The sequence below is a fragment of the Mesorhizobium sp. WSM4311 genome (assembly GCF_002295115.1).
In the GTDB taxonomy this organism is placed as follows: domain Bacteria; phylum Pseudomonadota; class Alphaproteobacteria; order Rhizobiales; family Rhizobiaceae; genus Mesorhizobium.
The window spans coordinates 221,743-243,798 of record NZ_NSFV01000003.1; the positions used below are offsets into that span (position 1 = coordinate 221,743).

A 22,056-nucleotide genomic window follows, 5' to 3' on the forward strand; every position below is an offset into this window, starting at 1 on the left:
ACTATATCGGTGTTGCGTCGCGCGTAACCTCAAACAAGGGCATCGATATGGCTGACCTCGACGTGGGCGATCTTGCGCCGCAATTCGATTTGCCGCGGGATGGCGGCGGCTCGCTCAGCCTGGCCGCATCTGCCGGCAAACCCGTGGTGCTCTACTTCTATCCACAGGACGACACAACAAGCTGCACCCAGGAAGCGATCAGCTTTTCACAGTTGAAACCGCAATTCGAGAAGGCAGGCGCTGTGGTGATCGGTCTGTCACCAGACAACGTCAAGAAGCACGACAAGTTCAAATCGAAATACAACCTCACCGTCGACCTCGCCGCCGACGAGGAGCGCAAGGTGATCGAGGCCTACCATCTGTGGGTCGAGAAATCGATGTATGGCCGCAAATATATGGGCGTCGAGCGAGCGACGTTCCTGATCGGCCGTGACGGTCGGATCGCCAGGATTTGGCGCAAGGTCCGGGTCAAGGGCCATGCCGAGGAAGTGCTGGAAGCCGTTCGCGCGCTTTGAGCGCGGCCAAGGCCCATACGAGCCGTCGTTACTGGTCGGGCGTTTGTGCCTTCGGCTGCCGCTGTGCCCGCCAGGATTTCGTGACATGGACCGCACGATCGGCCAGCGCGGCGAGATGGCCGCGCAGACCGCGCGCGCCGATCATCGACGACAGCCTGACTGATTGCGTGGCAAAGCGCCGCTTGAAATCCTCGCCGCCGCAGAGAAAATCGACTTTGGCAAGGCCACGGTCGAGCGACCACTGGATATAATCCATCATCAGCACCATGCCCGGCGAGGCTCGCTCATATTCGGGATCATAGGTGGTGACGAAAGCCATCATCGTGCCGTGCTGCTCGAAATTGATCGAGACGGCGATGATCGTGTTGTCGAGTTCCAGCACGAAGATGCGCAACAGCCCGAGTTCGGCCAGCACCGAAACCAGCGCGGCGAGAACGGGCGAGCCCTCGTCGAACAGGTCCGAGGCGCGGCCATGCCGGGCGAGCCAGAGGCGCTTCAGCACCGCGACGCGTGCGAGTACCGGCTCGCGTGGGTCATACGCATCGAGCAGGCGCAAACGCAGTGCACCGGCTTCTTCCATGAACTTGCGGCCACGACGGTAGTTCTGTCGGGCTTTCTTGGACAGCGCCTCGAACCATTCCGCCCCACTTTGCCAGGGGCCGACGACACGGTAGCTGATTTCACTGCGGTGGTTGGGCCGAAGCGCCTTGCCATGGCGCGAGGCCGGATCCAGCAGCGCCCGGACACTGGCATTCGGCAGCAGGCGGTTGAGATAGACGAGGTCGAAGCCGCCCTGGTCAAAAACATGCTGCCAGAGGCGGGAGATCACCTGCGGATCGCTTTCGGGCGCAACCAGCGCGTCGCCATAGTCGCTGTGATCCTTCGCCGCCCATTCGAGCATGCGGATGCCGGAGCGCTTGAACGTGGCGAGCGCGATCACGCCGTCGAGCCGCTCGCCATTCCAGGCGAGCCCAATCCTGAGCGTGCGCCGCTCCTGATGCGGGGTGGTGCGCCACCAGGCTGCGATCCAGTCCGGGTGCTGGAAGACAAGCCCGCCGGCTCGCTGCCAGAGCGCGGTCCAGGCCGGTGCGATCTCGGCCAGCCGCGCCGCCGATGTCACGACTTCGAAGGTGCGTGTCCGCGGGATCGCCAGCACGAAGGGACCGTTCATGGCCGTGTCCCTTCCGATGATCGCGAGGTCCTTGGCTTTGCGGGCCGGATGCGCCTGGCAATATGCCCCCACATCCGCTTCAACGGCATCACATAAAGGCCGGAGAGGGACTGGTAGTCGCGCACATTGCGGTCAACCAGTCCGAACTTGAAGTCCTCATCGGGTTTCGGCACGCACAATGTTCCGAAGAGTCGGTCCCAGAACGAGAAGAGCAGCCCGAAATTCTTGTCGTAGTGGCGCGGATCGGTGCTGTGATGCAGCTGGTGCCAATGCGGACACAGGACCACATTGTTGAGCGGGCCGAACGAAATCTTGAAATGCGTGTGCCTGACGAAATCCATCATCAGGATGTTGCGCATGACATAGACGTTGACGCCAAAGACGGTCAGTTCGGCAAGGTTCAGTGAAATCAGCGACCAGATGCCGAAGCAGATGCCGACGACGAGGCCATCCCAGGCGCGATTTATCAGCTCGTCGAGCGGGTGGACCCGGTCCTTGGTGATCCCGACCATCACCTCGGCCGAGTGATGCACCTTGTGCAATTCCCAGAGCACCGGATAGCGGTGCTGGGCGACGTGATAGAGATAATAGGAAATATCGTAGGCGAGCAGCATGGTGATGGTGAAGATCAGCACCGTCACCGGGCCTGCCGGTCCCTCGACCAGCGGCGGCTGGAACTGGAAGAGTGTCGAAAACAGCCAGTTGGTTGCGTAGCCCACCGCCGAGACGAAGACTATTCCGGCGGGTAGCATCAGGAAGGGCATCAGGGCCTTCTTCGTGACCCAGAACAGCAGGTCGGCCCTCGCCGAGGGATGGGTGATGACCTCGTGCGGGATGACGAACTCGAAGAACTCCTTCCAGCTCTTCTCCTCGACCGTGCGCCAATAGGCGACGAGCGCGCTGACAAAAGCAGTCAGCAGCAAAAGCCCGGTCGCCAGCAAACTGGTGCCCGAGATCTTGTCGAGGATCTTGCCAGCCAGATCGCCCAGCATTCCTGCCGCCATAGTGTGTCCCAAACCCCGGTACCGCTTCTAGTCGAAAACCGTCAATTAAAAGCAATCGAAGACAGTTAAGGAAACCTAGACCTCGATCGCGACCGACAGGCCGCTTCGCTGGCAGCAGATTGGCGCTCATCGCCAATGATTTCACGGCATTACGCACGCTTCCTTGGCCATTTTCATACAACCCTCTACGCGCGCCGCGTGCTTTCGGCGTCGGGCGATCGATCCGGCAAGCCTTTGTTAACCCTAATAATGTGTAATCCAAGTTGTCGTGGTGTCGTAAACGAAAGCTTGGTCCCGTGAACGCAACCGGTCAGTCCGCAGTCTTCGGCAGGCGCAAGGAACCCCACACGGTCATCATCGCCCGCGGCAACGAGATCAGGCATTTCACGATCCGGCCTTGGCTCGCGGCATTCATCGGCTCAGCACTCGCCGCCATTGCCATCGGCTACCTCCTGGCCACCTCCTATCTCGTGCTGCGCGACGACCTGATCGGCGCCACCACCGCGCGCCAGGCGCGCATGCAGCAGGCCTACGAAGACCGCATCTCGGCGCTCCGCGCCCAGGTCGACCGCATCACCAGCCGCCAGTTGCTCGACCAGCAGTTGATGGAAAACAAGGTCAGCGAACTGATTGAACGCCAGACACAGCTCAGCCAGCGCCACGGCCGTCTCGGACCATTGCTCGAGCGCGCCGAGAACGAGGTGGGAGCAGCGCCCGCCGAGGATCCGGCGGCCGCCAAACCGGACAAGCACGCCGAGGTGACTGGCAGCATCAGCCAGCCCGCGCGAAATTACGCGGTCGCGAGCCTTGGCGCCGACCTGGGTGCTGCCGATACCAGGCCGTTCTCCTTGTGGTCGACCCGCACCGATCCGCTGCCCAGCGATACAGCCGCCGATCGTGCCGACAAGCTGTTCGTCTCGATCAACCAGTCGCTGAAATCCATCGAGAACGAGCAACTCACCCGCATCAGCACGCTTGCCGACAATGCCTACAAGAGCGCCGATGCCATCCAGCAGGCGCTGCAGGCGGCCGGACTGCCGGTCGACAGCGATTTCGGCAAGAACGAAAGCGATGTCGGCGGCCCGCTGATCCCACTCGACAGTTCGATGATCTTCGACAGCAAGGTCAAGGAACTGGACGAAGCCCTGGACACGCTCGACCAGTTGAAGAAGGAAGCGCGCCAGCTGCCGCTTGCCAACCCCGCCCCCGGCCACTCCGTCACCAGCCCGTTCGGCGTGCGCACCGATCCCATCCTCGGCACCGCAGCATTGCATTCGGGCATGGATTTCAGGGCGCCCATCGGCACGTCGGCCAAGGTCACGGCGCCCGGCATCGTCACCAAGGCCGGCTGGAACGGTGGCTATGGCCGCATGGTGGAGGTCGACCACGGCAATGGCTTTGCGACTCGCTACGGGCATCTCAGCGAAATCGACGTGACCGTGGGCGAGAAGCTGGACGCCGGCGCCATCATCGGCAAGACCGGCAGCAGCGGCCGCTCGACGGGTCCGCATCTGCACTATGAAGTGCGCCACAATGGCGAAGCGATCGATCCCTTGCGCTTCCTCACCGTCGGCAAGAAGGTGGCCCAGTACCTCTGAGGCGCGCCAGTCCTGACCTGATTGGCACCCAATAGCTCTCGAATAGATCTTCCTGCTTTGATTTCGAGGTGAGCGATCGCCATCCGTGCGGGGCTTTCGGACGCCTGTTTCGCCTTTCTTGCCCCCAGCAGACGCATCATCCCCACGCGCCGGCAAGGCGACTGGTCCACGGCCTTAGGCCCTGTCTCAGCCCGGTGCGGCTTGCAGCCTTCCCGGGTGTGATGTTGCTCTCAAATTATTTTTGAATTCCATTTGACTGAATAAATCTTTGGTGCGAACCTTGCGTCAATCGGGAGCGCAAGGCATGGCATTGCGGGGGACCAATCAGGAGTTCGGGCGGCCATACAACCGGCGCATCGTGCTCGAATCCATCCGCCTGCATGGGCCGATCGCCCGCGGCGAAATCGCCAGCCGCGTCGGGCTGACCGTCCAGACCGTATCGACCATCGTTCGCGAACTGGAAGAACAGGGCTACATCCTCTCCCTGCGCGAGGAGCCCAGGGGGCGCGGCCTGCCGCCGGCGACGCTGCGCATCAATCCCGAGGGCGGCTATGCCGTCGGCATCCATATCACCCCACTCGGTATCGATGCTGCTTTGATCAATCTGAGCGGCGACGTGATCGAGAGCATTTACCGCAAGGCCCCGAGCGCGACGCCCGACCATGCCTTCGAGCTGATCGGTGCGATGGTGATTGAATTGACCGGATTACGGGCCGGCGGACGGGTGCTTGGGGTCGGCCTGGCCCTGCCCGGACCGTTCGGCGTCGAATCCATGAGCTTCGTAGGCCCGACGACCATGACCGGCTGGAAGGATGTAGCGCTGCGCGAGCGGCTGGCAGCCTCGACCGGACTGCCGGCCTTCTTCGAAACCGATATGGTGGCGGCGGCCATGGGCGAGCGGCTCTACGGCCTCGGCGCTCAATTCTCCGACTATTACTATCTCTATTTCGGTGTTGGCCTCGGCGGCGTGATGGTTCATGACGGTTCCGTGCAGCGCGGCGCCTGGGGCAATGCCGGCGAGGTCGGACACATCCCTGTCGTTCCGGGCGGCGAGGCCTGTCCCTGCGGCAACCGGGGTTGCCTCGAAAGATACCTCTCGCTCGAGGCGCTTCGCCGCTGGAACGGCACGGAGACCGACTGGGTCGCGGAAGTCGCGCCGATCTTTCACAATGCCGTCGCCGTCATCGAGAACCTCTTCGACCCCGAAACGGTCATCCTCGGCGGGCTGGCGTCCACCGACCTGCTCGAACGGCTGGCCGGGTCGACCGGCGGCCTGCACAACTCCGTCTCGGCGCGCAAGGACCGCATCGCGCCCCGGTTGATGGTCGCTCGCGGCGGGCAGCATTCGGTGTTGCGCGGCGCCGCCGCGCTTGCGGTCTCGGGAGTGCTGTCGCCGCGCTTCGGCCAGATGTTCGCCGCCGAGCGCGAGCGCGGCCGCGATCCTCTGACGGCCAAGGAGGTTGCCTGATGAGCGAACCGCTGCTGGTGCTCGACAACGTCACCAAGAACTATGGCGCGATCGAAGCGCTGAAGGGGATCAGCTTCTCCATCGGCAAGGGCGAGGTCGTGGCGTTGCTGGGTGACAACGGCGCCGGCAAATCCACGCTGGTCAAGATCATATCAGGCGGACTGGAGCCGACCTCGGGCCGCATGCTGTTCGAAGGCAAGGAGTTTCTCGCGAGGTCGCCGGCCGAGGCCAAGGCGGCGGGCATCGAAACCGTCTACCAGGACCTGTCGCTCTGCACCAATGTCGACGTGGTGGCGAATTTCTTCATGGGCCGCGAGATCACCAGGAAGGTGCTCGGCATTCCTGTGCTCGACGAGCGCGCCATGGAGGCAGTCGTCTCCAAGGCGCTGGCCAGTGCCGGCACCCGCATTCCGTCGCTGCGCACCAATGTCGAGCATCTCTCGGGCGGCCAGCGGCAAGCCATCGAACTCAACCGTTTTGTCCACTGGGGCGGCAAGCTGGTGCTGCTCGACGAGCCTTTCGCGGCGCTGGGCGTCGAGCAGACGCGGCGAGGTCTCGACATGATCCGCCAGGTGGCGAGCCAGGGCATCGGCGTCGTCATCATCACCCACATCATGCAGCAGGCTTTTCAGGTCGCCGACCGGATCGTGGTGATCCGGCAAGGCGTCGTGGCGGGCGATGTCGCCAGAAACAAAACAAGTCCCGATGCGGTGATCAACATGATCACCGGGGAGACGCTTGCCGGTGCCGGACCGGCGAGCTGAGGGACACAAAGAGGGGTCCGGCTCAACAGGAGCGAACGACATGAAGCGAATACTTCTTGCTGTCTTCGGTATCCTGGCACTGGCCGTTGCCACGCTCACGCCGGCATTCGCCCAGTCCAAGGGGACCGTCTACTATCTGGTGCCGACATTGCTCGATGAATTCCAGACCGGCTCGGTCACCGCGCTGGAGCTGTTCCTGAAGCAGGTCGGCTACGACATAAAGACGCTGAACGCCGACAACAAGACCGACGCGCAGCAGTCGCAGATGAACGACGTCATCGCGCTGAAGCCGGCGGCGATCATCCTGGCGGCGGTCGATTTCAATGCGTTGAAGCCGTCGATAGAGGCCGCGCGCGCCGCCGGCATCCCGGTGGTCGAGTTCGACCGCCAGATCACCTCGACGCCTTCCGACTTCACCTCGGTGGCGGGTACGGTCGAGATCGGCCATATCGCCGCGGACCAGGCCGAAAAACTGCTGAAAGCCAAGAACGGCTCCGTGAAGGGCAAGGTGCTGCAGGTGCTCGGCGATCCCGGCGATCCCTATACGCTCGACATCCAGAAGGGTTTCGAGGAGAAGATGAAGGCGTTCCCGGACGTCAAGATCATCTCGCTGCCGGCCATGCAGTGGGAGGCCAGCAATGCCGGCACCATCGTCGCCGACCAGATGCTGGCAAACCCCGACATCGACCTGATCTTCAGCCATGCCGCGCATCTCTCGGTCGCCGCCGTCGCCTCGCTCGAGGCCGCCGGCAAGAAGCCGGGCGACGTCATGCTGATGAGCTCGAACGGCGCTCCGGTCGGCCTCGACCTGATCCGAAAGGGCTGGCTCAATGTCGAAGTCGAACAGCCGCTCTACGCACAGGCCGCAGCCGTCGCCATGTTCATGGACAAGGTCGTCAAGAAGCAGGAGATCAAGCCCGGCGACTATGACGTGCTTGGCCTGAAGTCGGTCGTGACCAAGGAAGCCTGGGGTCCGAACATCAAGATCCCGGGTGCGGCCATCACCAAGGAAAACGTCGACAATCCGGCCTTCTGGGGCAACCAGAAGCCGCCGACGGACACCGTCAAATCGGTCGAATAGACCGTCGCGTAAGCCGCTCCGGGCCACTCAGGCCCGGAGCCACTCCGCCGCAATTCCAATCCGCGCAAGATCGTCACCGAAAATCGAATTTTCGGGGTCATGCGCCAGCCGGATCAGTCCATGACCCTCCGCACCCGCCAAGCCCTGGAGTTCGCCCTCGACAACCTCGTCTGGTTCATGCTGGTCTTCGTGCTGGTGGTCTTTTCCATCTTCATCCCGAACTATTTCCAGCTCGGCATCTTCGCCAACATCATCGAGGCATCGAGCGTACTCGGCGTCATGTCGATCGGCCTGGCGCTGGTCATCATCGCCGGCCACATGGATCTGTCGGTCGAATCCGTCGCCGCACTCAGCGCCATGGCGGTCGGCATCCTGTTCTGCTCGTCGGGCATCGGCCTTGGCGTTCAACTGCATCCCGAATGGCTGATGGTCCCGGTATCGCTGCTGCTGGCGCTGACCGTGGGCGGCCTGATCGGCGCCTTCAACGGGTTTCTGGTCGTCAGGGTCAAGATGAGCGCCTTCATCATCACACTGGCGTCCTACATCTGGGTGCGCGGCCTGGTGCTGGTGATTTCGGGCGGCCGCTCGGCGCAGGATCTTGCACCGGCGATCCGCTGGTTCGGCATCCAGCGGCTGATCGGCCTGCCGCTCACCGCCTGGATCGCCATCGCCTGCTTCGTCGTCTTCTCGCTGATCATGGCCAAGACACCGTTTGGCAGGCACCTGGTGATGATCGGCGGCAACGAGACGGCGACCTTCCGGGCCGGCATCCGGGTGAACCGCAACCTCATCATCGCCTTCGTGCTTGCCGGCGCCATTGCCGGCCTTGCCGGCTGGCTGCTGGCCATCCGCACATCGGGCGCCACCGCAAATCTCGGCGTCGGCCTTCTGTTCAACGCCTTTGCCGCGGTCGTCATCGGCGGCGTCAGCCTGAAGGGCGGTGTCGGCACCCTGCCCGGCGTCTACGCCGGCGTGCTTCTGCTCTCGGCCATCAACACGGCGATCAATCTCATGGGGCTACCGGCCAATTTCACCCAGGTCATCCACGGACTGCTGGTGCTGGCGGCCGTGCTGCTCGACGCATTCAAGCAAACCATTCGCCAGAGACTGGCATGACAGGACCGCTCGCATGACTGGACGATTGAAAGACAAGGTGGCGCTGATCATCGGCAGCGCGCGCGGCATCGGCAAGGGCATCGCACTGCGCTTTGCCGAAGAAGGCGCAAGGCTGGTGGTGGCCGACAGCGAGGCTGAGGCCGGGCAAGCGACCGCAGATGAACTCGGTGTCCCCTTCATCGGCACTGACATTTCGCAAATGCGCGACGCCGAGGCCGCGGTCGCATTGGCGCTGAAGCAATACGGCCGCCTCGACATCATCGTGCAGAATGCCGGGATCTATCCCTGGCAATTGATCGAGAACACCAGCACCGACGACTGGGATCGCGTGATGGCGGTCAATCTGCGCGGCACCTTCAATGCCACCCGCGCAGCCCTGGTGCCGATGAAGGCGCAGCGCTCCGGACGCATGCTCTACACCTCCTCCATCACCGGGCCGCATGTCACCAGCCCCGGACACGGCCATTATTCGGCGACAAAGGCAGGCATCAACGGCTTCATCCGGGCAGCGGCGCTGGAATTCTCCGGCTACGGCATCACCGTCAACGGTGTCGAACCCGGCAACATCCTGACCGAAGCCATCCAGCAGCATCGCGGCGCCGCCTATATCAAGAACATGGAGGATTCGATCCCGCTCGGCCGGCTCGGCAGTCCGCGCGATGTCGCCAATGCCTTCCTGTTCCTTGCCTCGGACGACGCCAGCTACATCACCGGCACGACCATTGTCGTCGATGGCGGGCAATTGCTGCCCGAGGGCAAGGATTTTCGGATGGTGCCGCCTTGAGAACTCAGGTCTTTCGGGCGACGCGGAGAGATCAACTCAGAGGAGGCGTCAGGACGCTCGCCCGTTGTGGCCCGCATCCTCGGATCCATGAAAAACCCGCCACGGGGGCGACCCGCGACGGGCTTTTGGAGTGGCTACATCCCGGGGGGAATCGACCGCTGATAGTATTGTGTACCGCGTGACCATTTCAGCCTATGGTGTGATCGCGGAAGACGGGGCCAGCCATTACCTGTTATTGCGCCGAAAAGCCCTCGCACCCCTGCCGAGCGACCTGGCAGCCTCGTCGGCGTCCTGCCAGCCTTTCAGCTTGATCGTCTTGCCCGTGCCCAGCACGGAGGACAAAAAGAACTGCTCGATCTCCCGGCGCAAATCCTGCGGCAAATGGTCGGCAGCGACGGGCTTGTCCGGCGCATCCTCCTTACGCGGGCAGAAAATATAACGATCGTTGCGGATGACCGCCCCATCAGGGTCTTTCTGCTTCACCCGCAATGCACCGAGCAGATCGCATTTGATGACCACGCCGGGTGCTGTCGCGGCCTGGTGGATCACCATCCCGTCGAGCGGATCACCATCCTCTCCGACGGTGGAAGGTACGAACCCCCAATCATAAGGGTATGTGTTGCCGATCGGCAGCGGCCTTGAATATTGAAAGACGCCCGTCTTGGGGTCGTAGGCGAGCTTGGCGGCTGCTCCGCGCGGCGTTTCGACGACAACGCGAAACAGCTTCCGCGACTTCGCAGGGAGTTTCAGGAAGTTTGTCATGGCTTGTGCATCCAGTGCCCAGATCGCAGTAGCACGCGCGAACAGGCAAAAGGTTCCCGCGTGGCCAACCGACGAACGGAACCTGGCGCCGATACAGATGTTCAACATAGGCGTGGAAGGGGAGAGTGCGATGGCTAAGGTTTCGCCGCATACGCTGAAAGGTATCGGCTATGTGGTCTCGATGGTAAGCGTCATTTTGCTGGCGGTGGTCAGCTGGAAAAGTGCCTCGCAAGACCCGCTGCTTGCGGCATGCCTGTTTGGCGGCGCCGCCACATCGATCGCGGGCATGTGCTGCCGCTGGACATCCTATGCTATCGAAAAGCGGCGGAACAAAATGTAGCGCGCCGGCCTTGTTCAGTCGATCTCGCGGGCAGCCTTGCCCCTGGTGGCACGCCGCACAAAACAGGGCCCCTGAAATGGCTGATCGCAGGCGCGCCGATACGCAAACAGCATTCTGCCCAAGCTGCGCAGCCGAGCTTGGCCTTCACTCCATAACGATATCAAGCAAAGCCGCCTTCTTCGTGACGAGGGCTTTCAGATCCGCGTCAGAACGGTCGGTTCTCGTTCTCTGACGAAGCACTTCGATAAATTCGGCCATCGATAGAAAGGCATGGGCGTCATGCTCCGTGAGCATCGTATCGACCGCCTTGGCCACGTCGACGGTATCCGGTCCAACTGTCGTCTTCATTTGCCACCTCCGCGCAAGGTCGCCTTAGCGGTCAAGAAACTTCGAAGCCCTGCTAACGTTCCCATCGGCGAAATCGCAACCTGCGAAAAGCCTGTTTACGGGAAGACGGCAGGGTCGGGAGGACGGGCGGAAGACCGCATGCATGGGAATTGAAAACGCACCTGGAAGGGCCAAATCGCATTTTCAAGACGACGCGGGATGGTGGGCGATGACGGGCTCGAACCGCCGACATCTTCGGTGTAAACGAAGCGCTCTACCAACTGAGCTAATCGCCCGCTCCGGCGCGGACCTTTAAGCGGTCGGGACCGGCTTCGCAAGGCCAAATGAACAGGTGACGCCCTGTCCGCAGGCCCGATTTGCGAACAAAACGCCGGCTGTCAAAAAACCTTCTCCAGTTTGTTGTTATGATGGTTTGGTGCGCTTGACACCCGGTGGCGAACCCCTTATCCAGCGCCCCAACGACGAACACGGCTGACACGTGCTCGTCAATGCGCGGGTGTAGCTCAGTTGGTTAGAGTGCCGGCCTGTCACGCCGGAGGTCGCGGGTTCGAGCCCCGTCACTCGCGCCATTTCCCTCAAGGATCGCAATCCTTGGCACAGGGAAATGCCGACATGAATTGTCAGAATCCACTTTCAGAAATGAAGTGCCAAGACGCGGGCTTTTGCGCCCTGCCGCTGTCGATGATCATTCGTCGCCGCCGCGCGAATCGTTGGCGGCAGACTGTTTCGCAGCCGGCTTCAAAAATTCAGCCACGCCCGCGCGGCAATCTGGCAAACGCGACGCCACTCCAATAGGCTGAAAAGCAGCTCCTGGAACGACTCGGGCTTGAGCCGCGTTTGACGTTGTGAATCCCACTTGCGGATTTGCCCACAAAGCGCTGGATTCATTTCGCAGGTAGCGGAGTTGCACTAGTAGGCTGCCTGAACGGCATGGAGGACTTATCGTGTCAATCGCACCAAACATTCCTATGCGCACATTATTCACGCTCATGTACCTGGGCGGCGCGGCGACGGTCGCTACCGCCCTTTTCCCGGCGACCGCGTCGGCCGACCGGTTGCAGCAATGCGCGCGCGAGGGCGGGCTCTGCCGTCTGCCGTACCCCGCCGAAGTGGTCTACGGCGCCCGGGGCCGCACGACCTCGCGCTATTTCGAGCGAGACGCGGTGCCGTGTTCAAATCGCGTTTTTGGCGACCCGGCGCCGGGCATCCCAAAGTCGTGTTTCATCGTGATGCGTGGCCGGGACCAGTCGGATGACAATTACGACGAACCCCGCCGCGAGAGATGGGCAGCCTGTGCCGATGAAGGCGATTACTGCGATTTCTATGGCCGCAAGGTGGTCAGGTACGGGGCACGCGGCCAATTCACGCAGGACGTATTCCGCAACGGCGTCCAGTGCGACAATGATACGTTCGGCGATCCGGCTCCCGGTCGCGAAAAGCGCTGCTACGTCAGGCAATAGCTGATCGGGCTATCGCTGGATGGACGTCCAGGGCAGTTTGTCGTTTCACGGACGCGGCGAACTGCCCTGACTCTTTGTTTTGGCGCAATTCCCAGGGGAAAGCGCCACGCACTTTTCATGGGAATGCCCGGGGATTGGAACAGCCTGATGGTCCGGCTGGCCCGCGTGCCTCACCCCTTCGCCAGCAGTGCCTCGACCTCTTGCAGCGTCGGCATCGACGGCGCGGTGCCGGGTCGCGTCACCGAGATGCCGGCGACAGCGCAGGCGAAGCGCACCGCCTGCAGCGGGTCCACGCCTCGCGACAGCGCCGCGGCGAAGCCGCCGTTGAAGGCGTCGCCCGCGCCGGTGGTTTCGACCACCGGCCCGGCGCTGATGGCGGGGACATGCTCGGAGCGTCCCTTCGAGTGCAGAAGCGCGCCCTTGTCGCCGAGCGTGACGATGACCGTGCCGACGCCCTTTTCGAGCAGCTTGCCGGCGGCGGCCCGCGCCTCATCGACCGAAGAAACCTTCAGTCCGGTCAATTCCTCCGTCTCGGTCTCGTTCGGCGTGAGATAGTCGCAGAGCGCGTAGATTCGGTCGGGAAGCTTTGCCGCGGGAGCAGGGTTCAAGATGGTCGTCACTCCTGCCCCGCGCGCGATCTCCAGCGCCCGCATCGCGGCATCGATCGGCTGTTCGAGCTGGGTTACGAAGACGCCGGCACCACGAATCAAGGCGGCATTGGCCTCGATATCGGCCGGCGAGATCAGCATGGCCGCACCCGGGCTGACGATGATGGCGTTGTTGCCGCTGCCCTCCTCGACGAAGATGTAGGCAGCGCCCGTATAGCTGTCCGGCGTGTCGATGACGGCGCTTTTCACGCCGCCATCCTGCCAGGTCCGCTTGGCCATGTCGGCAAAGGCATCCACGCCAAGGCGGGTCAGGAAAGTGGTGTCGGCGCCGAGCTTGCCTGCGGCCACCGCCTGATTCGATCCCTTGCCGCCCGGGCCCAGCTTGAACGAATTGCCGAGGATAGTCTCGCCCATGCGCGGCTGGCGATCGGCGCGATAGGCGGTATCGGCGACGAAGACGCCCAATATGACGACAGGCTTTACGGCTGCCATATCGCTACTCCGCATCCGGCGGTATGACGCCCTTGCGGAAGGCGAAGCAACCGTAAAAACGGCGTTCGCCGGTCTGGATGACGCAATAGGCCTGCTTGGCACGCTCGTAGAAGGCGTAGCGCTCGACCGGCAGCATCGGCCAGGACTTGCCCTCGGCGGCGTCGATTTCCTTTTGCACTTCCTTCTGCACGGACGGAATCTCGTCCGGCTCGCCGACGATTTCCATGCGCGCGGCCGCGTCGTCGACGAACGTATCCAGCGGATAAAGCGACAGCACTGCCTTCACCACTTCCGCGGCCGACGCATCGATGCGCAGCAGCCGGCCGAGTGCCGTCTGGCGCGCCACCGAATCGGAGGGGAAGTTGGTGTCGGCGATGATCAGGTCATCGCCATGGCCCATCGCCCGCAATGCCTGGAGCACGTCGGCATTGAGCAGCGGATTGATGCCTTTGAGCATGATGGTCCTCGTGAAGTCCGTTTGAGATCAGAGACGCTTGCCGGTCTCGGCATCGAAAAGATGAATCTGGTCGAGCCTGGGCTTCAGGGTCAGCGTGTCGCCGGGCTTGAAGTCGTGGCGCTCGCGAAACAGCGCCACCATCTCGCGGTCGCCAAAGCGCAGGAACACAAGCGTTTCCGAGCCGGTCGGTTCGACCACCGAAATCTTCGCCGGCACACCATCGGGATGAATTTCCAGATGCTCCGGGCGCACGCCATAGACGACGGCCTGCCCGTCCTGCGCGGCATTGTCGGCAATCGGAAACAATGTGCCTGATATGTCGACGCCGGGCTTGCCGCCCTTGCGCACAACACCCTTGAGCAGGTTCATCGACGGCGAGCCGATGAAGCCGGCGACGAAGAGATTGGCCGGCCGGTCGAACAGCTCCAGCGGCGCGCCGACCTGCTCGATGCGGCCGTCGCGCATGACGACGATCTTGTCGGCCATGGTCATGGCCTCGATCTGGTCGTGGGTGACGTAGATCGTGGTGGTCTTCAGCCGCTGGTGCAGTTCCTTGATCTCGGTGCGCATCTGCACGCGCAGCTTGGCGTCGAGGTTCGAGAGCGGCTCATCGAACAGGAACACCTGTGGATTGCGCACGATGGCGCGGCCCATCGCGACGCGCTGGCGCTGGCCGCCGGAGAGCTGCCGGGGATAGCGCTTCAGATAGGGGTTGAGGTCGAGGATGTCGGCGGCGCGCTTGACCCGCTCGGCGACCACGGCCGGATCGGTTTTCCGCAGCTTGAGGGCAAAGGCCATGTTCTGCTCGACCGTCTTGTGCGGGTAGAGCGCGTAGTTCTGGAACACCATGGCGATGTCGCGCTTTGCCGGCGGCAGATGGTTGACGACGCGGTCGCCGATGGCGATCGTGCCGCCGGAAACGGTCTCCAGCCCGGCCACCATCCTGAGCAGCGTGGACTTGCCGCAACCCGAGGGGCCGACCAGCACCACGAACTGTCCGTCAGCGATGTCGACGCTGACTTCGTGCAGAACCTTGACGGTTCCAAACGCCTTGGCCACCTTGCTGATCGCGACTTGAGCCATCTCTCCCCCATCGGCTCCAACTGGCCGTAGGCGCAGAAGCTAACCAACACGCCCTGTCAGGGCAAGTCGGTCTCTTGTAGACAAAACCGTTCTCGTTGACACGGCGTTTGGTTGCGAGAATAGTGGCAGGCGCTGGTCTAAATGTCGTTACCTGATCCGCAATCGGAACCTAAAATCGACGCAGGGTGGGGTCCTGCCTAATTCGTTTCCGAGCCGGGAGAATCGTTGGCGCTCCAACGTCCGACAGGTTGGCCACATCCATCACACTGATGTTTTGGGAGGAATTGCGATGAGAACAGGTCTTTACGAGAAACTGGTTCGTGCCGGCGCCACCAGGCGCGATATATTGAAGGGTGCGGCCAGCATGGCCGCGATCGCGGCGGCATCCGGCGCCGGGCTCGGCGCCTTGACGCGTCCGGCGTCCGCCGCAAGCGAACTGCGGTCGAAGATCCTGCAGATTCCCGGCGTTGGCAAAGGTCAGCCGACCGATGCCGATTTCCAGAAGGTCGGCGAACTCTGCCTCGAGGCGACCAAGGCCAATGTCAAGGAAGGCGAATTCGCCGGCGTCGAGCTGACCTTCATGGGCCTCAACAACCAGAACCTGCACAACGTGCTGTTCCGCGGCTTCCTGAAGCCGTGGGAGGCCTATACCGGCGCCAAGATCAGCTGGATCGACCTGGCGCAGGCCGACTACAACGCCCGGCTGCAGCAATCGATCGCCACCGGCACCGTCGACTTCGACATCATCGAAATGGGCGCGCCCTTCGAAGGCGATGTCTGCGGCAAGGGCCTGACCTCGGAGATGCCCGACTGGGTCAAGAAGCAGATCGATTTCGACGATCTGGTCAACTATCTGAAGCCGCCGGTCGGCACCTGGGACGGCAAGCAGTATCGCGTCACCATCGACGGCGACACGCACAATTTCAACTACCGCACCGACGTGTTCGCCGATGCCGACCTCGCCAAGCAGTGGAAGGATGGCGGCGGTGAAGGCGAATGGGGCGTACCGAAGACCTGGCAGCAGGTGCAGGCCGTCACCAAGTTCCTCAAGGGCAAGAAATTCAAGGGCCAGGACGTTTACGGCTATCTGGACGCGCCCAAGCCATGGGGCGGTTTCGGCTTCTACTTCCTCGGCAGCCGCGCCACCGCCTACGCCAAGCATCCCGACGACAAGGCATGGCTGTTCGACGCCGACACGATGAAGCCGCGCATCAACAATCCGGCCTGGGTGCGCGCCATCCAGGACGTGATCGACGCGCTGCCGTCGGAACCGGCGGACCAGATCAACGCCGACCCGAACACCACAGGCTTCCAGCAGTTCCTGGCCGGCACCGGTTCGATGATCCCCTGGTGGGGCGACATCGGCTCCAACGTCAAGACCAACGATTCGTCGGTCATCGGCGACGTCACCGGCTTCTCGATCCTGCCGGGCTCGGACGATGTGTACAATTCCAAGACCGGCAAATGGGAGAAGCTCGCCAGCGGGCCGAACTATTCGCCGAACTGCGCCTATCTGGGCTGGGGCGTCTATGTCATGGCCCGCGTCGACAAGGACGAGAAGAAGAAAAAGGCGGCATGGTCCGCCGCCGCCCATCTCGGCGGCAAGGACCTGTCGATCTGGACGGCGATGTATCCGTCCGGCTTCCAGCCCTACCGCAATTCGCATTTCGACATTCCGGAATGGGTGGCGGCCGGCTACGACGAGGCCTTCATCACCTCGTATCTGAAGTCGGAAGGCGACAGCTACAACCATCCGAACGCGGCGATCGAGCCACGCATCCCCGGCATCTTCCAGTATTACAGCGCCGCCGAGGACATTCTCGCCAACACTTTCGCCGGCAAGATGAAGGCACAGGAAGGCGCCGATGCCATCGCCGCCGCCTGGGAAAAGCTCACCGACCAGATCGGTCGCGAAAAGCAGGTCAAGCTCTACAAGGCCTCGCTCGGCCTGGCCTGATCGCAGCGTGAAACCGGGGTCCGGCGACGAAAGCCGCCGGACCCTGTCTTGACCGGCACCGCCGGTCGCGAAGTGCCTACTGCAACTGGATGAGACGCTTGGCTGACCAGATTTTGCCCACCAATGATTGGCCGGCAAACGCCGTCCCATCCGACCTGATACCGCCAGGCCGCAAACGCTTGGGGTGGGCGGTGATGGCCGCTGCAACGCTCGGCCTGCTGGCAACGATCCTTGTCCAGATCCTCTACAAGAGCGAGGTCGATACGATCGGCTTCGACACATGGCGTCCCGTGGTCTACGCCTATGTGCTGTGGGGCGTGGCACTCGGCATCGGCCAGGTGCTGACGCGCGGCGAGGACGGCCAGCGCGCGCTGTTCCTGCTGCCGGCGCTGCTGTTCACCATCGCCATGGTGATCTTCCCGACACTGTTCGGCTTCTACATCGCGCTCACCGACTGGAACCTCTCCTCCTTCAGCGGCCGCAGGTTCAACGGGCTCGACAATTTCTGGCAGATGCTGGGCGATCCCTACTATCGCAACGCGCTGTTCAACATGGTGCTCTACGTGCTCGCCGTGCTGGTCGAATATGTCATAGCCTTCGGGCTGGCGCTGCTGCTCAACGCGCAGATCCGGGCGCGCAAATTCTTTCGCGTCGTCTTCCTGATGCCGCTGATGCTGTCGCCGGTCGCTGTGTCCTGGATGATCGGCAAATCGCTGATGGAGTACCGGTTCGGACCGGCGGCAACACTGGCGCGCCATCTCGGCTGGGACAATCCCGCCTTCTTCTCCGATCCCATCATCGCCCGCATATCGATCATGATACTGGATGCATGGACCTTCATCCCGTTCATGATGATCATGCTGCTCGCCGGCCTGCAGGCGATGTCGCGCGAGGTGCTGGAGGCCGCGCGCGTCGACGGCGCGACCACCTGGCAGACCTTCTGGCAGGTCACCTTCCCGCTGATGTTGCCGGTTTCGGTGACGGCGGTGATCCTGCGCATCATCTTCAAGCTGAAGCTGGCCGACATCATCATCACGGTGACTTCGGGCGGCCCCGGCGGCGCGACCGATTCCGTCTCCAGCTTCATCTATCGCGAATACCGCGACCGCTCCAATGTCGGCTACGGCACCATGCTGGCGATGGCCTATCTGGTCATCATCGTCGTGTTCGTGACCTGGCTGTTGAAACTCGCCAACCGCTTCGTGCGCAACGTCAATTGAGTGGCCGGATCATGAGCGTTCAGACCACCGAATACACCGTCTCCGAAATCCGTTCTCCGGCGAGCTTCATCACCAGCCGCGTCTTCATCTATGGCGCGCTGGTGTTCTGGGCCTTGATCTGCCTGTTTCCGATCTACTGGACGATAACGACCTCGTTCAAATCGGCGGTCGATGTCACGCAAGGCCATCTGATCCCCTTCGTCGACTTCCAGCCGGACTGGAAAGGCTGGCGTTCGCTCGGGCTGTCGCCGGATTCGATCTTCCAGACCTCCACGGTGCGCGATGAGTTCTTCAAGCGCTTCATGAACTCGGTCATCACCTCGGTCGGCGCATCGAGCCTCGCCATCGTCATCGGCAGCCTCGCCGCCTACGGCCTCACGCGCTACCGCTACAAGTTCGCCTGGTTCAAGAACGAGGACATCTCCTTCTTCTTCCTGTCGCAGTTGATCCTGCCGCCGGTGGTGCTCGCCCTGCCCTTCCTGGTGCTGTACCGCGAAGTCGGCCTGCTCGACACGCGCATCGGGCTGGTCCTGCTGTACACGCTGATGGTGCTGCCGATCGTCATCTGGATCATGCGCGACCAGTTCAACTCCATCCCGGTCGAGCTGGAAGAAGCAGCGCTCGTCGACGGCCTGTCGATCTGGGGGGCGTTCTTCCGCATCGTCATGCCGATCGCGCTGCCGGGCATGGTCGCCGCCTTCATCCTGGCGATGGTGCTGTGCTGGAACGAATATTTCTTCGCTGCCCTTCTGACCTCGACCGATGCCAAGACCATTCCTGTCATGGTGGCGAGCCAGACCGGCTCGCAAGGCATCAACTGGTGGTCGATGGCAGCCCTTGCCACCGCCGCGATCGCGCCGCTGGCGGTCATCGGCATCGCGCTGGAACGCTATCTCATCATGGGCATGACGGCGGGAGCCGTGAAGTAGGCCGCCCTGTCTTCCCTTCTCCCCTTGTGGGAGAAGGTGGCCGAGCGAAGCTCGGTCGGATGAGGGGTGTTGGCAGGATCACAACACTGAAGATATAAGCGCTTAAAATCACTCTATATTTTGACGCCGCATTTCGTCCAGCACCCCTCATCCGGCTCGGCGCTACGCGCCGATCCACCTTCTCCCACAACAAGGGGGAGAAGGTCGAACCGCGCTAGGCCTTCAGGATAGCGCGCAGGTGATCCATGATCATCGCGACGCCCTTGTTCCCAAGTTCCGCCGATGCATCCTTGGCGCTCGCCGTGTACCAGCCGGTATTGTCGGCGAAGCGGGCGGCGTCGACCGCCTCCGGACACAGCGCCAGCATCAGTGACGTCTCGCCGATGCCGGCATGGTCGAACGGATATTTGCCATTCATGGCGGCCGGCATCAGCGGATGGACCTGCACCCAGTTGAAGAAATTTTCACCGGCGGCATGTCCGGCATAATAGTCGGCCATGTCCTTCGAGCCCCACCAGCCCTCGCCGCGCTGCTTCTCGAGGAAACGGAAGATCGCCTGGCGGCCGGCGGTCTTGAAGGCGAGATCGGTCGGCATGCCGGCGGCGAAATTCTCGGTCTGGTGGTGGATGATGGCGTGGATGTTGCGGAAACCGATACGCAGCAGGCTGTAGAACAGTTCCTCGCCGAACGGCGCCAGCTGGTTGCCGCCGACCTGCACCGAGCCGGAACCTTCCGGCGGCGCCACTGCGTAGCTCGCGGCGCCGTAGTAGAAGGGGGGCAGGATGACGACATCCCTCTCCTTCTCGAACAGTTCCAGCGTCTTGATGACGGCCAGCGTATCCATGCCGACGGCCATGTGCTCGCCATGGTACTCGAGCACGCCGAGCGGCAGGGCGACCGGCCAATTCTCGGCAATCGCCTTGCGGATCTGGTGCGGCAGCATCAGTTCATAGTGCATGATCTATTCCATATTGGTATGGCGGGCACGCATGGCCTGGGGCGAAGCACCGATCAGGGATTTGAGCTTCAGCACCATCACCTCGAACAGCAGGAACAGCGCGCCTTCGAATACCGAGCCCATCGGCAGGACCGAAGTGCTTTGCGGCCCCTGGTCATTGGCCATGGTCTGGGCCGGAATGAGCAGCGTGGCATCGGCCAACCCCGCCGCGCTGCCGCCGGCCTGGGCGGTGAGCAGCAGATTGGTCGCGCCGGCATCGCGCGCGACGCGCATCAAGGTCAGCACCGTCGAGGTTTCTCCCGGTCCCGAACTGGCCAGGAAGACGCCACCAGGCCCCAAGGGCGGCGTGGTCATGTCGCCGACCACCGAGACCGGCAGGCCGAGATGATAGAGCCGCATGGCGAAACCCTTGACCTGCAACGCCTCGCGGCCGCAGCCATAGACGACGATCTGTCTGGCTTCGGCCAGCAGCTTGCAGGCCGCGCCGATCTGGCTGTCATCCACGCGCGCCAGCACGCCGCCGAGTTCGTCGAGCGCGGTCTTGAACAGATTTTCGTCCCGGTCGCTCACGACAAACCCACCCTCGAAATCCTCCTCGGACTTTTTCACGAACAGCTTGATTTCATTCATGCTAGCAACCGCGAAAATGCGTGTCCAACGCCGCGCAGCGCTTTTGCCTGGTCGCAGGCATGATAGTGTCATGTCAGATAAATCAGCTCACACAGATCAACCCCGGGAAAATTGCAGGACATGAAGACACGGCATTTCGACCGCATCGGCAATGGCGGCCTCACCTTTACGGAGCTCGGCTTCGGCACGGCACCGCTCGGCAATCTCTACCGCGCCGTTTCGGACGAGGATGCCAAGGCCACGCTCGACGCCGCCTGGGCGACCGGCTGCCGCTACTACGACACCGCGCCGCTGTACGGGCTTGGCCTGTCGGAAACACGCCTCAACCCCTTCCTGCGCGGCAAGAAGCGCGACGACTATGTGCTGTCGAGCAAGGTCGGCCGCCTCATGCGCGCCTGCCCGCCGGAGCAGCGCACGGCCATCGGCAAGTTCTTCGACACGCCATCACGCCAGGAGGTCTACGACTACAGCTATGACGGCGTCATGCGTTCGTTCGAAGCCTCGCTCGAGCGGCTCGGCGTCGACAGGATCGACATACTGTTCGTGCACGATGTCGACATCTTCACCCATGGCAGCAAGGAGGCGTCCGACCGGCGCATCGAAGAATTCATGCGCTCGGGCTACTATGGACTCCTGTCGCTTCGCGACCAGGGCGCGATCAAGGCGTTCGGCGGCGGCATCAACGAATGGCAGGTTGCCCAGACATTGGCCGAGCGCGGCGATTTCGACCTGTTCCTGCTGGCCGGGCGCTACACGCTGCTGGAACAGGAGGCGCTGACATCCTTCCTGCCCCTTTGCCAGAAGCGCGGCATCGGTATCGTCCTTGGCGGCCCTTACAATTCCGGCATCCTGGCGACAGGACCGAAGCCCGGCGCCTACTACAACTATTCCGAGGCGCCGAAGGACATTCTCGAGCGGGTCGCCGGCATCGAGGCTGTCTGCAAACGCCATGGCGTCAGGCTGATCGAGGCGGCGCTGCAGTTTCCGCTGCTGCATCCCTCGGTCGTTTCGGTGATCCCCGGAGGCCAGCGGCCGAGCGAAGTCGAAAGCAACCGGGCACTGCTCGACGCGAAACTGCCGGCAGCGCTGTGGGCCGACCTCAAGAAGGAGGGCTTGATGCGCGACGACGCGCCGACCGCATAGGAGCGTTGCCGCCTCTAATTCGGGCCAAAAAAAGAAAAGCCTGGCAAGCGCGGCTTTTCTGGTCGCGTGTACCGGCGTCGGGCACAAAAAATGAAAAGCCGGGCAAGCCCGGCTTTTCTGGTCGCGTGTACCGGCATTGGGCACAAAAAATGAAAAGCCGGGCAAGCC

At 62.6% G+C, this 22,056-nt stretch carries 22 protein-coding genes and 2 tRNA genes; 14 read left to right on the forward strand and 10 right to left on the reverse strand.

All coding sequences use genetic code 11. The features are described 5' to 3' along the window. Positions 1–47 precede the first annotated feature (47 nt). Positions 48–515 carry a peroxiredoxin gene (locus CK226_RS08340; RefSeq protein WP_095770889.1) on the forward strand — a complete coding sequence of 156 codons (468 nt, stop codon included), beginning with the start codon at positions 48–50 and terminating at the stop codon, positions 513–515. A gap of 28 nt (positions 516–543) precedes the next feature. Here the strand turns inward: CK226_RS08340 and CK226_RS08345 are convergent, their stop codons facing one another. Together CK226_RS08345 and CK226_RS08350 are read right to left on the reverse strand one after the other, a co-directional pair. Next, the gene (locus CK226_RS08345) at positions 544–1,686 is read right to left on the reverse strand and encodes a GNAT family N-acetyltransferase (RefSeq protein ID WP_245437694.1); all 1,143 of its coding nucleotides are present in this window, start codon (positions 1,684–1,686) and stop codon (positions 544–546) included. Continuing rightward, entirely contained in the window at positions 1,683–2,678 is a 996-nt protein-coding gene (locus CK226_RS08350; protein ID WP_095791842.1) for a sterol desaturase family protein, read from the reverse strand. Before CK226_RS08350 ends, CK226_RS08345 begins: the two co-directional genes overlap by 4 nt. Positions 2,679–2,986: 308 nt before the next feature. Here CK226_RS08350 and CK226_RS08355 point away from each other — a divergent pair, with 308 nt between their 5' ends. The 6 genes from CK226_RS08355 to CK226_RS08380 all read left to right on the forward strand — a co-directional run bounded on the left by CK226_RS08355 (position 2,987) and on the right by CK226_RS08380 (position 9,501). Next, positions 2,987–4,288: a M23 family metallopeptidase gene (locus CK226_RS08355; RefSeq protein WP_095791570.1), complete on the forward strand. Its 1,302-nt coding sequence runs from the start codon at positions 2,987–2,989 to the stop codon at positions 4,286–4,288. Positions 4,289–4,592: 304 nt separating this feature from the next. After that, positions 4,593–5,756 carry an ROK family transcriptional regulator gene (locus CK226_RS08360; protein WP_095791571.1) on the forward strand — a complete coding sequence of 388 codons (1,164 nt, stop codon included), beginning with the start codon at positions 4,593–4,595 and terminating at the stop codon, positions 5,754–5,756. Next, positions 5,756–6,520 (forward strand): ATP-binding cassette domain-containing protein, encoded by a 765-nt coding sequence (locus CK226_RS08365; protein WP_095770383.1) that lies wholly within the window; start codon positions 5,756–5,758, stop codon positions 6,518–6,520. Before CK226_RS08360 ends, CK226_RS08365 begins: the two co-directional genes overlap by 1 nt. 40 nt (positions 6,521–6,560) lie before the next feature. Continuing rightward, positions 6,561–7,601 (forward strand): sugar ABC transporter substrate-binding protein, encoded by a 1,041-nt coding sequence (locus CK226_RS08370; RefSeq protein WP_095770384.1) that lies wholly within the window; start codon positions 6,561–6,563, stop codon positions 7,599–7,601. Positions 7,602–7,721: 120 nt separating this feature from the next. Beyond that, on the forward strand, positions 7,722–8,717 hold the full coding sequence (locus tag CK226_RS08375) for an ABC transporter permease (RefSeq protein ID WP_095770890.1): 996 nt from the start codon (positions 7,722–7,724) through the stop codon (positions 8,715–8,717). Between the two features lie 13 nt (positions 8,718–8,730). Then, entirely contained in the window at positions 8,731–9,501 is a 771-nt protein-coding gene (locus CK226_RS08380; RefSeq protein ID WP_095791572.1) for an SDR family NAD(P)-dependent oxidoreductase, read from the forward strand. Between the two features lie 225 nt (positions 9,502–9,726). Here the strand turns inward: CK226_RS08380 and CK226_RS08385 are convergent, their stop codons facing one another. Next, the gene (locus CK226_RS08385; protein WP_095791843.1) at positions 9,727–10,263 is read right to left on the reverse strand and encodes an inorganic diphosphatase; all 537 of its coding nucleotides are present in this window, start codon (positions 10,261–10,263) and stop codon (positions 9,727–9,729) included. Positions 10,264–10,393: 130 nt separating this feature from the next. On the opposite strand from CK226_RS08385, the gene CK226_RS08390 reads away from it, so the two are divergent. Then, positions 10,394–10,603 (forward strand): hypothetical protein, encoded by a 210-nt coding sequence (locus CK226_RS08390; protein WP_095770386.1) that lies wholly within the window; start codon positions 10,394–10,396, stop codon positions 10,601–10,603. A gap of 144 nt (positions 10,604–10,747) precedes the next feature. Here the strand turns inward: CK226_RS08390 and CK226_RS08395 are convergent, their stop codons facing one another. Together CK226_RS08395 and CK226_RS08400 are read right to left on the reverse strand one after the other, a co-directional pair. After that, positions 10,748–10,951: a hypothetical protein gene (locus CK226_RS08395; protein ID WP_095791573.1), complete on the reverse strand. Its 204-nt coding sequence runs from the start codon at positions 10,949–10,951 to the stop codon at positions 10,748–10,750. A gap of 199 nt (positions 10,952–11,150) precedes the next feature. Continuing rightward, a tRNA-Val gene (locus CK226_RS08400) sits at positions 11,151–11,226 on the reverse strand. Between the two features lie 217 nt (positions 11,227–11,443). Here CK226_RS08400 and CK226_RS08405 point away from each other — a divergent pair. Both CK226_RS08405 and CK226_RS08410 read left to right on the forward strand, forming a co-directional pair. Further along, positions 11,444–11,520: transfer RNA gene (locus CK226_RS08405), tRNA-Asp, on the forward strand. Between the two features lie 375 nt (positions 11,521–11,895). Continuing rightward, positions 11,896–12,411 (forward strand): hypothetical protein, encoded by a 516-nt coding sequence (locus CK226_RS08410; RefSeq protein WP_245433476.1) that lies wholly within the window; start codon positions 11,896–11,898, stop codon positions 12,409–12,411. Between the two features lie 170 nt (positions 12,412–12,581). Here CK226_RS08410 and rbsK read toward each other — a convergent pair whose 3' ends face one another. From rbsK to ugpC, 3 genes are read right to left on the reverse strand one after another with little or no spacing between them, the layout of a single operon-like run. Next, positions 12,582–13,511, reverse strand: coding sequence for a ribokinase (gene rbsK / locus CK226_RS08415; protein ID WP_095791574.1), 930 nt, complete (start codon positions 13,509–13,511; stop codon positions 12,582–12,584). Positions 13,512–13,515: 4 nt separating this feature from the next. Then, complete coding sequence (locus CK226_RS08420) at positions 13,516–13,968, reverse strand: RbsD/FucU family protein (protein ID WP_095791575.1); 453 nt, start codon at positions 13,966–13,968, stop codon at positions 13,516–13,518. 27 nt (positions 13,969–13,995) lie between these two features. Further along, positions 13,996–15,051, reverse strand: a complete 1,056-nt coding sequence (gene ugpC, locus CK226_RS08425) for a sn-glycerol-3-phosphate ABC transporter ATP-binding protein UgpC (RefSeq protein ID WP_095770391.1) — start codon at positions 15,049–15,051, stop codon at positions 13,996–13,998. A gap of 289 nt (positions 15,052–15,340) precedes the next feature. On the opposite strand from ugpC, the gene CK226_RS08430 reads away from it, so the two are divergent. The 3 genes from CK226_RS08430 (at position 15,341) to CK226_RS08440 (ending at position 19,157) form a co-directional block, all read left to right on the forward strand. Continuing rightward, positions 15,341–17,008 carry a sugar ABC transporter substrate-binding protein gene (locus tag CK226_RS08430; protein ID WP_095770392.1) on the forward strand — a complete coding sequence of 556 codons (1,668 nt, stop codon included), beginning with the start codon at positions 15,341–15,343 and terminating at the stop codon, positions 17,006–17,008. Between the two features lie 89 nt (positions 17,009–17,097). Continuing rightward, positions 17,098–18,228 (forward strand): sugar ABC transporter permease, encoded by a 1,131-nt coding sequence (locus CK226_RS08435; RefSeq protein WP_095770393.1) that lies wholly within the window; start codon positions 17,098–17,100, stop codon positions 18,226–18,228. An 11-nt stretch (positions 18,229–18,239) separates the two neighbouring features. Continuing rightward, positions 18,240–19,157: a carbohydrate ABC transporter permease gene (locus tag CK226_RS08440; RefSeq protein ID WP_010915657.1), complete on the forward strand. Its 918-nt coding sequence runs from the start codon at positions 18,240–18,242 to the stop codon at positions 19,155–19,157. Positions 19,158–19,371: 214 nt separating this feature from the next. Here CK226_RS08440 and CK226_RS08445 read toward each other — a convergent pair whose 3' ends face one another. Together CK226_RS08445 and CK226_RS08450 are read right to left on the reverse strand one after the other, a co-directional pair. After that, positions 19,372–20,115, reverse strand: coding sequence for a creatininase family protein (locus CK226_RS08445; RefSeq protein WP_095770395.1), 744 nt, complete (start codon positions 20,113–20,115; stop codon positions 19,372–19,374). Between the two features lie 3 nt (positions 20,116–20,118). Then, a complete protein-coding gene (locus tag CK226_RS08450; RefSeq protein ID WP_245317955.1) occupies positions 20,119–20,745 on the reverse strand; it encodes an SIS domain-containing protein in 627 nt (208 codons plus the stop codon). Positions 20,746–20,865: 120 nt separating this feature from the next. Between CK226_RS08450 and CK226_RS08455 the strand changes: the two genes are divergently transcribed. Beyond that, on the forward strand, positions 20,866–21,888 hold the full coding sequence (locus CK226_RS08455) for an aldo/keto reductase (RefSeq protein WP_095770396.1): 1,023 nt from the start codon (positions 20,866–20,868) through the stop codon (positions 21,886–21,888). Positions 21,889–22,056 lie beyond the last annotated feature (168 nt).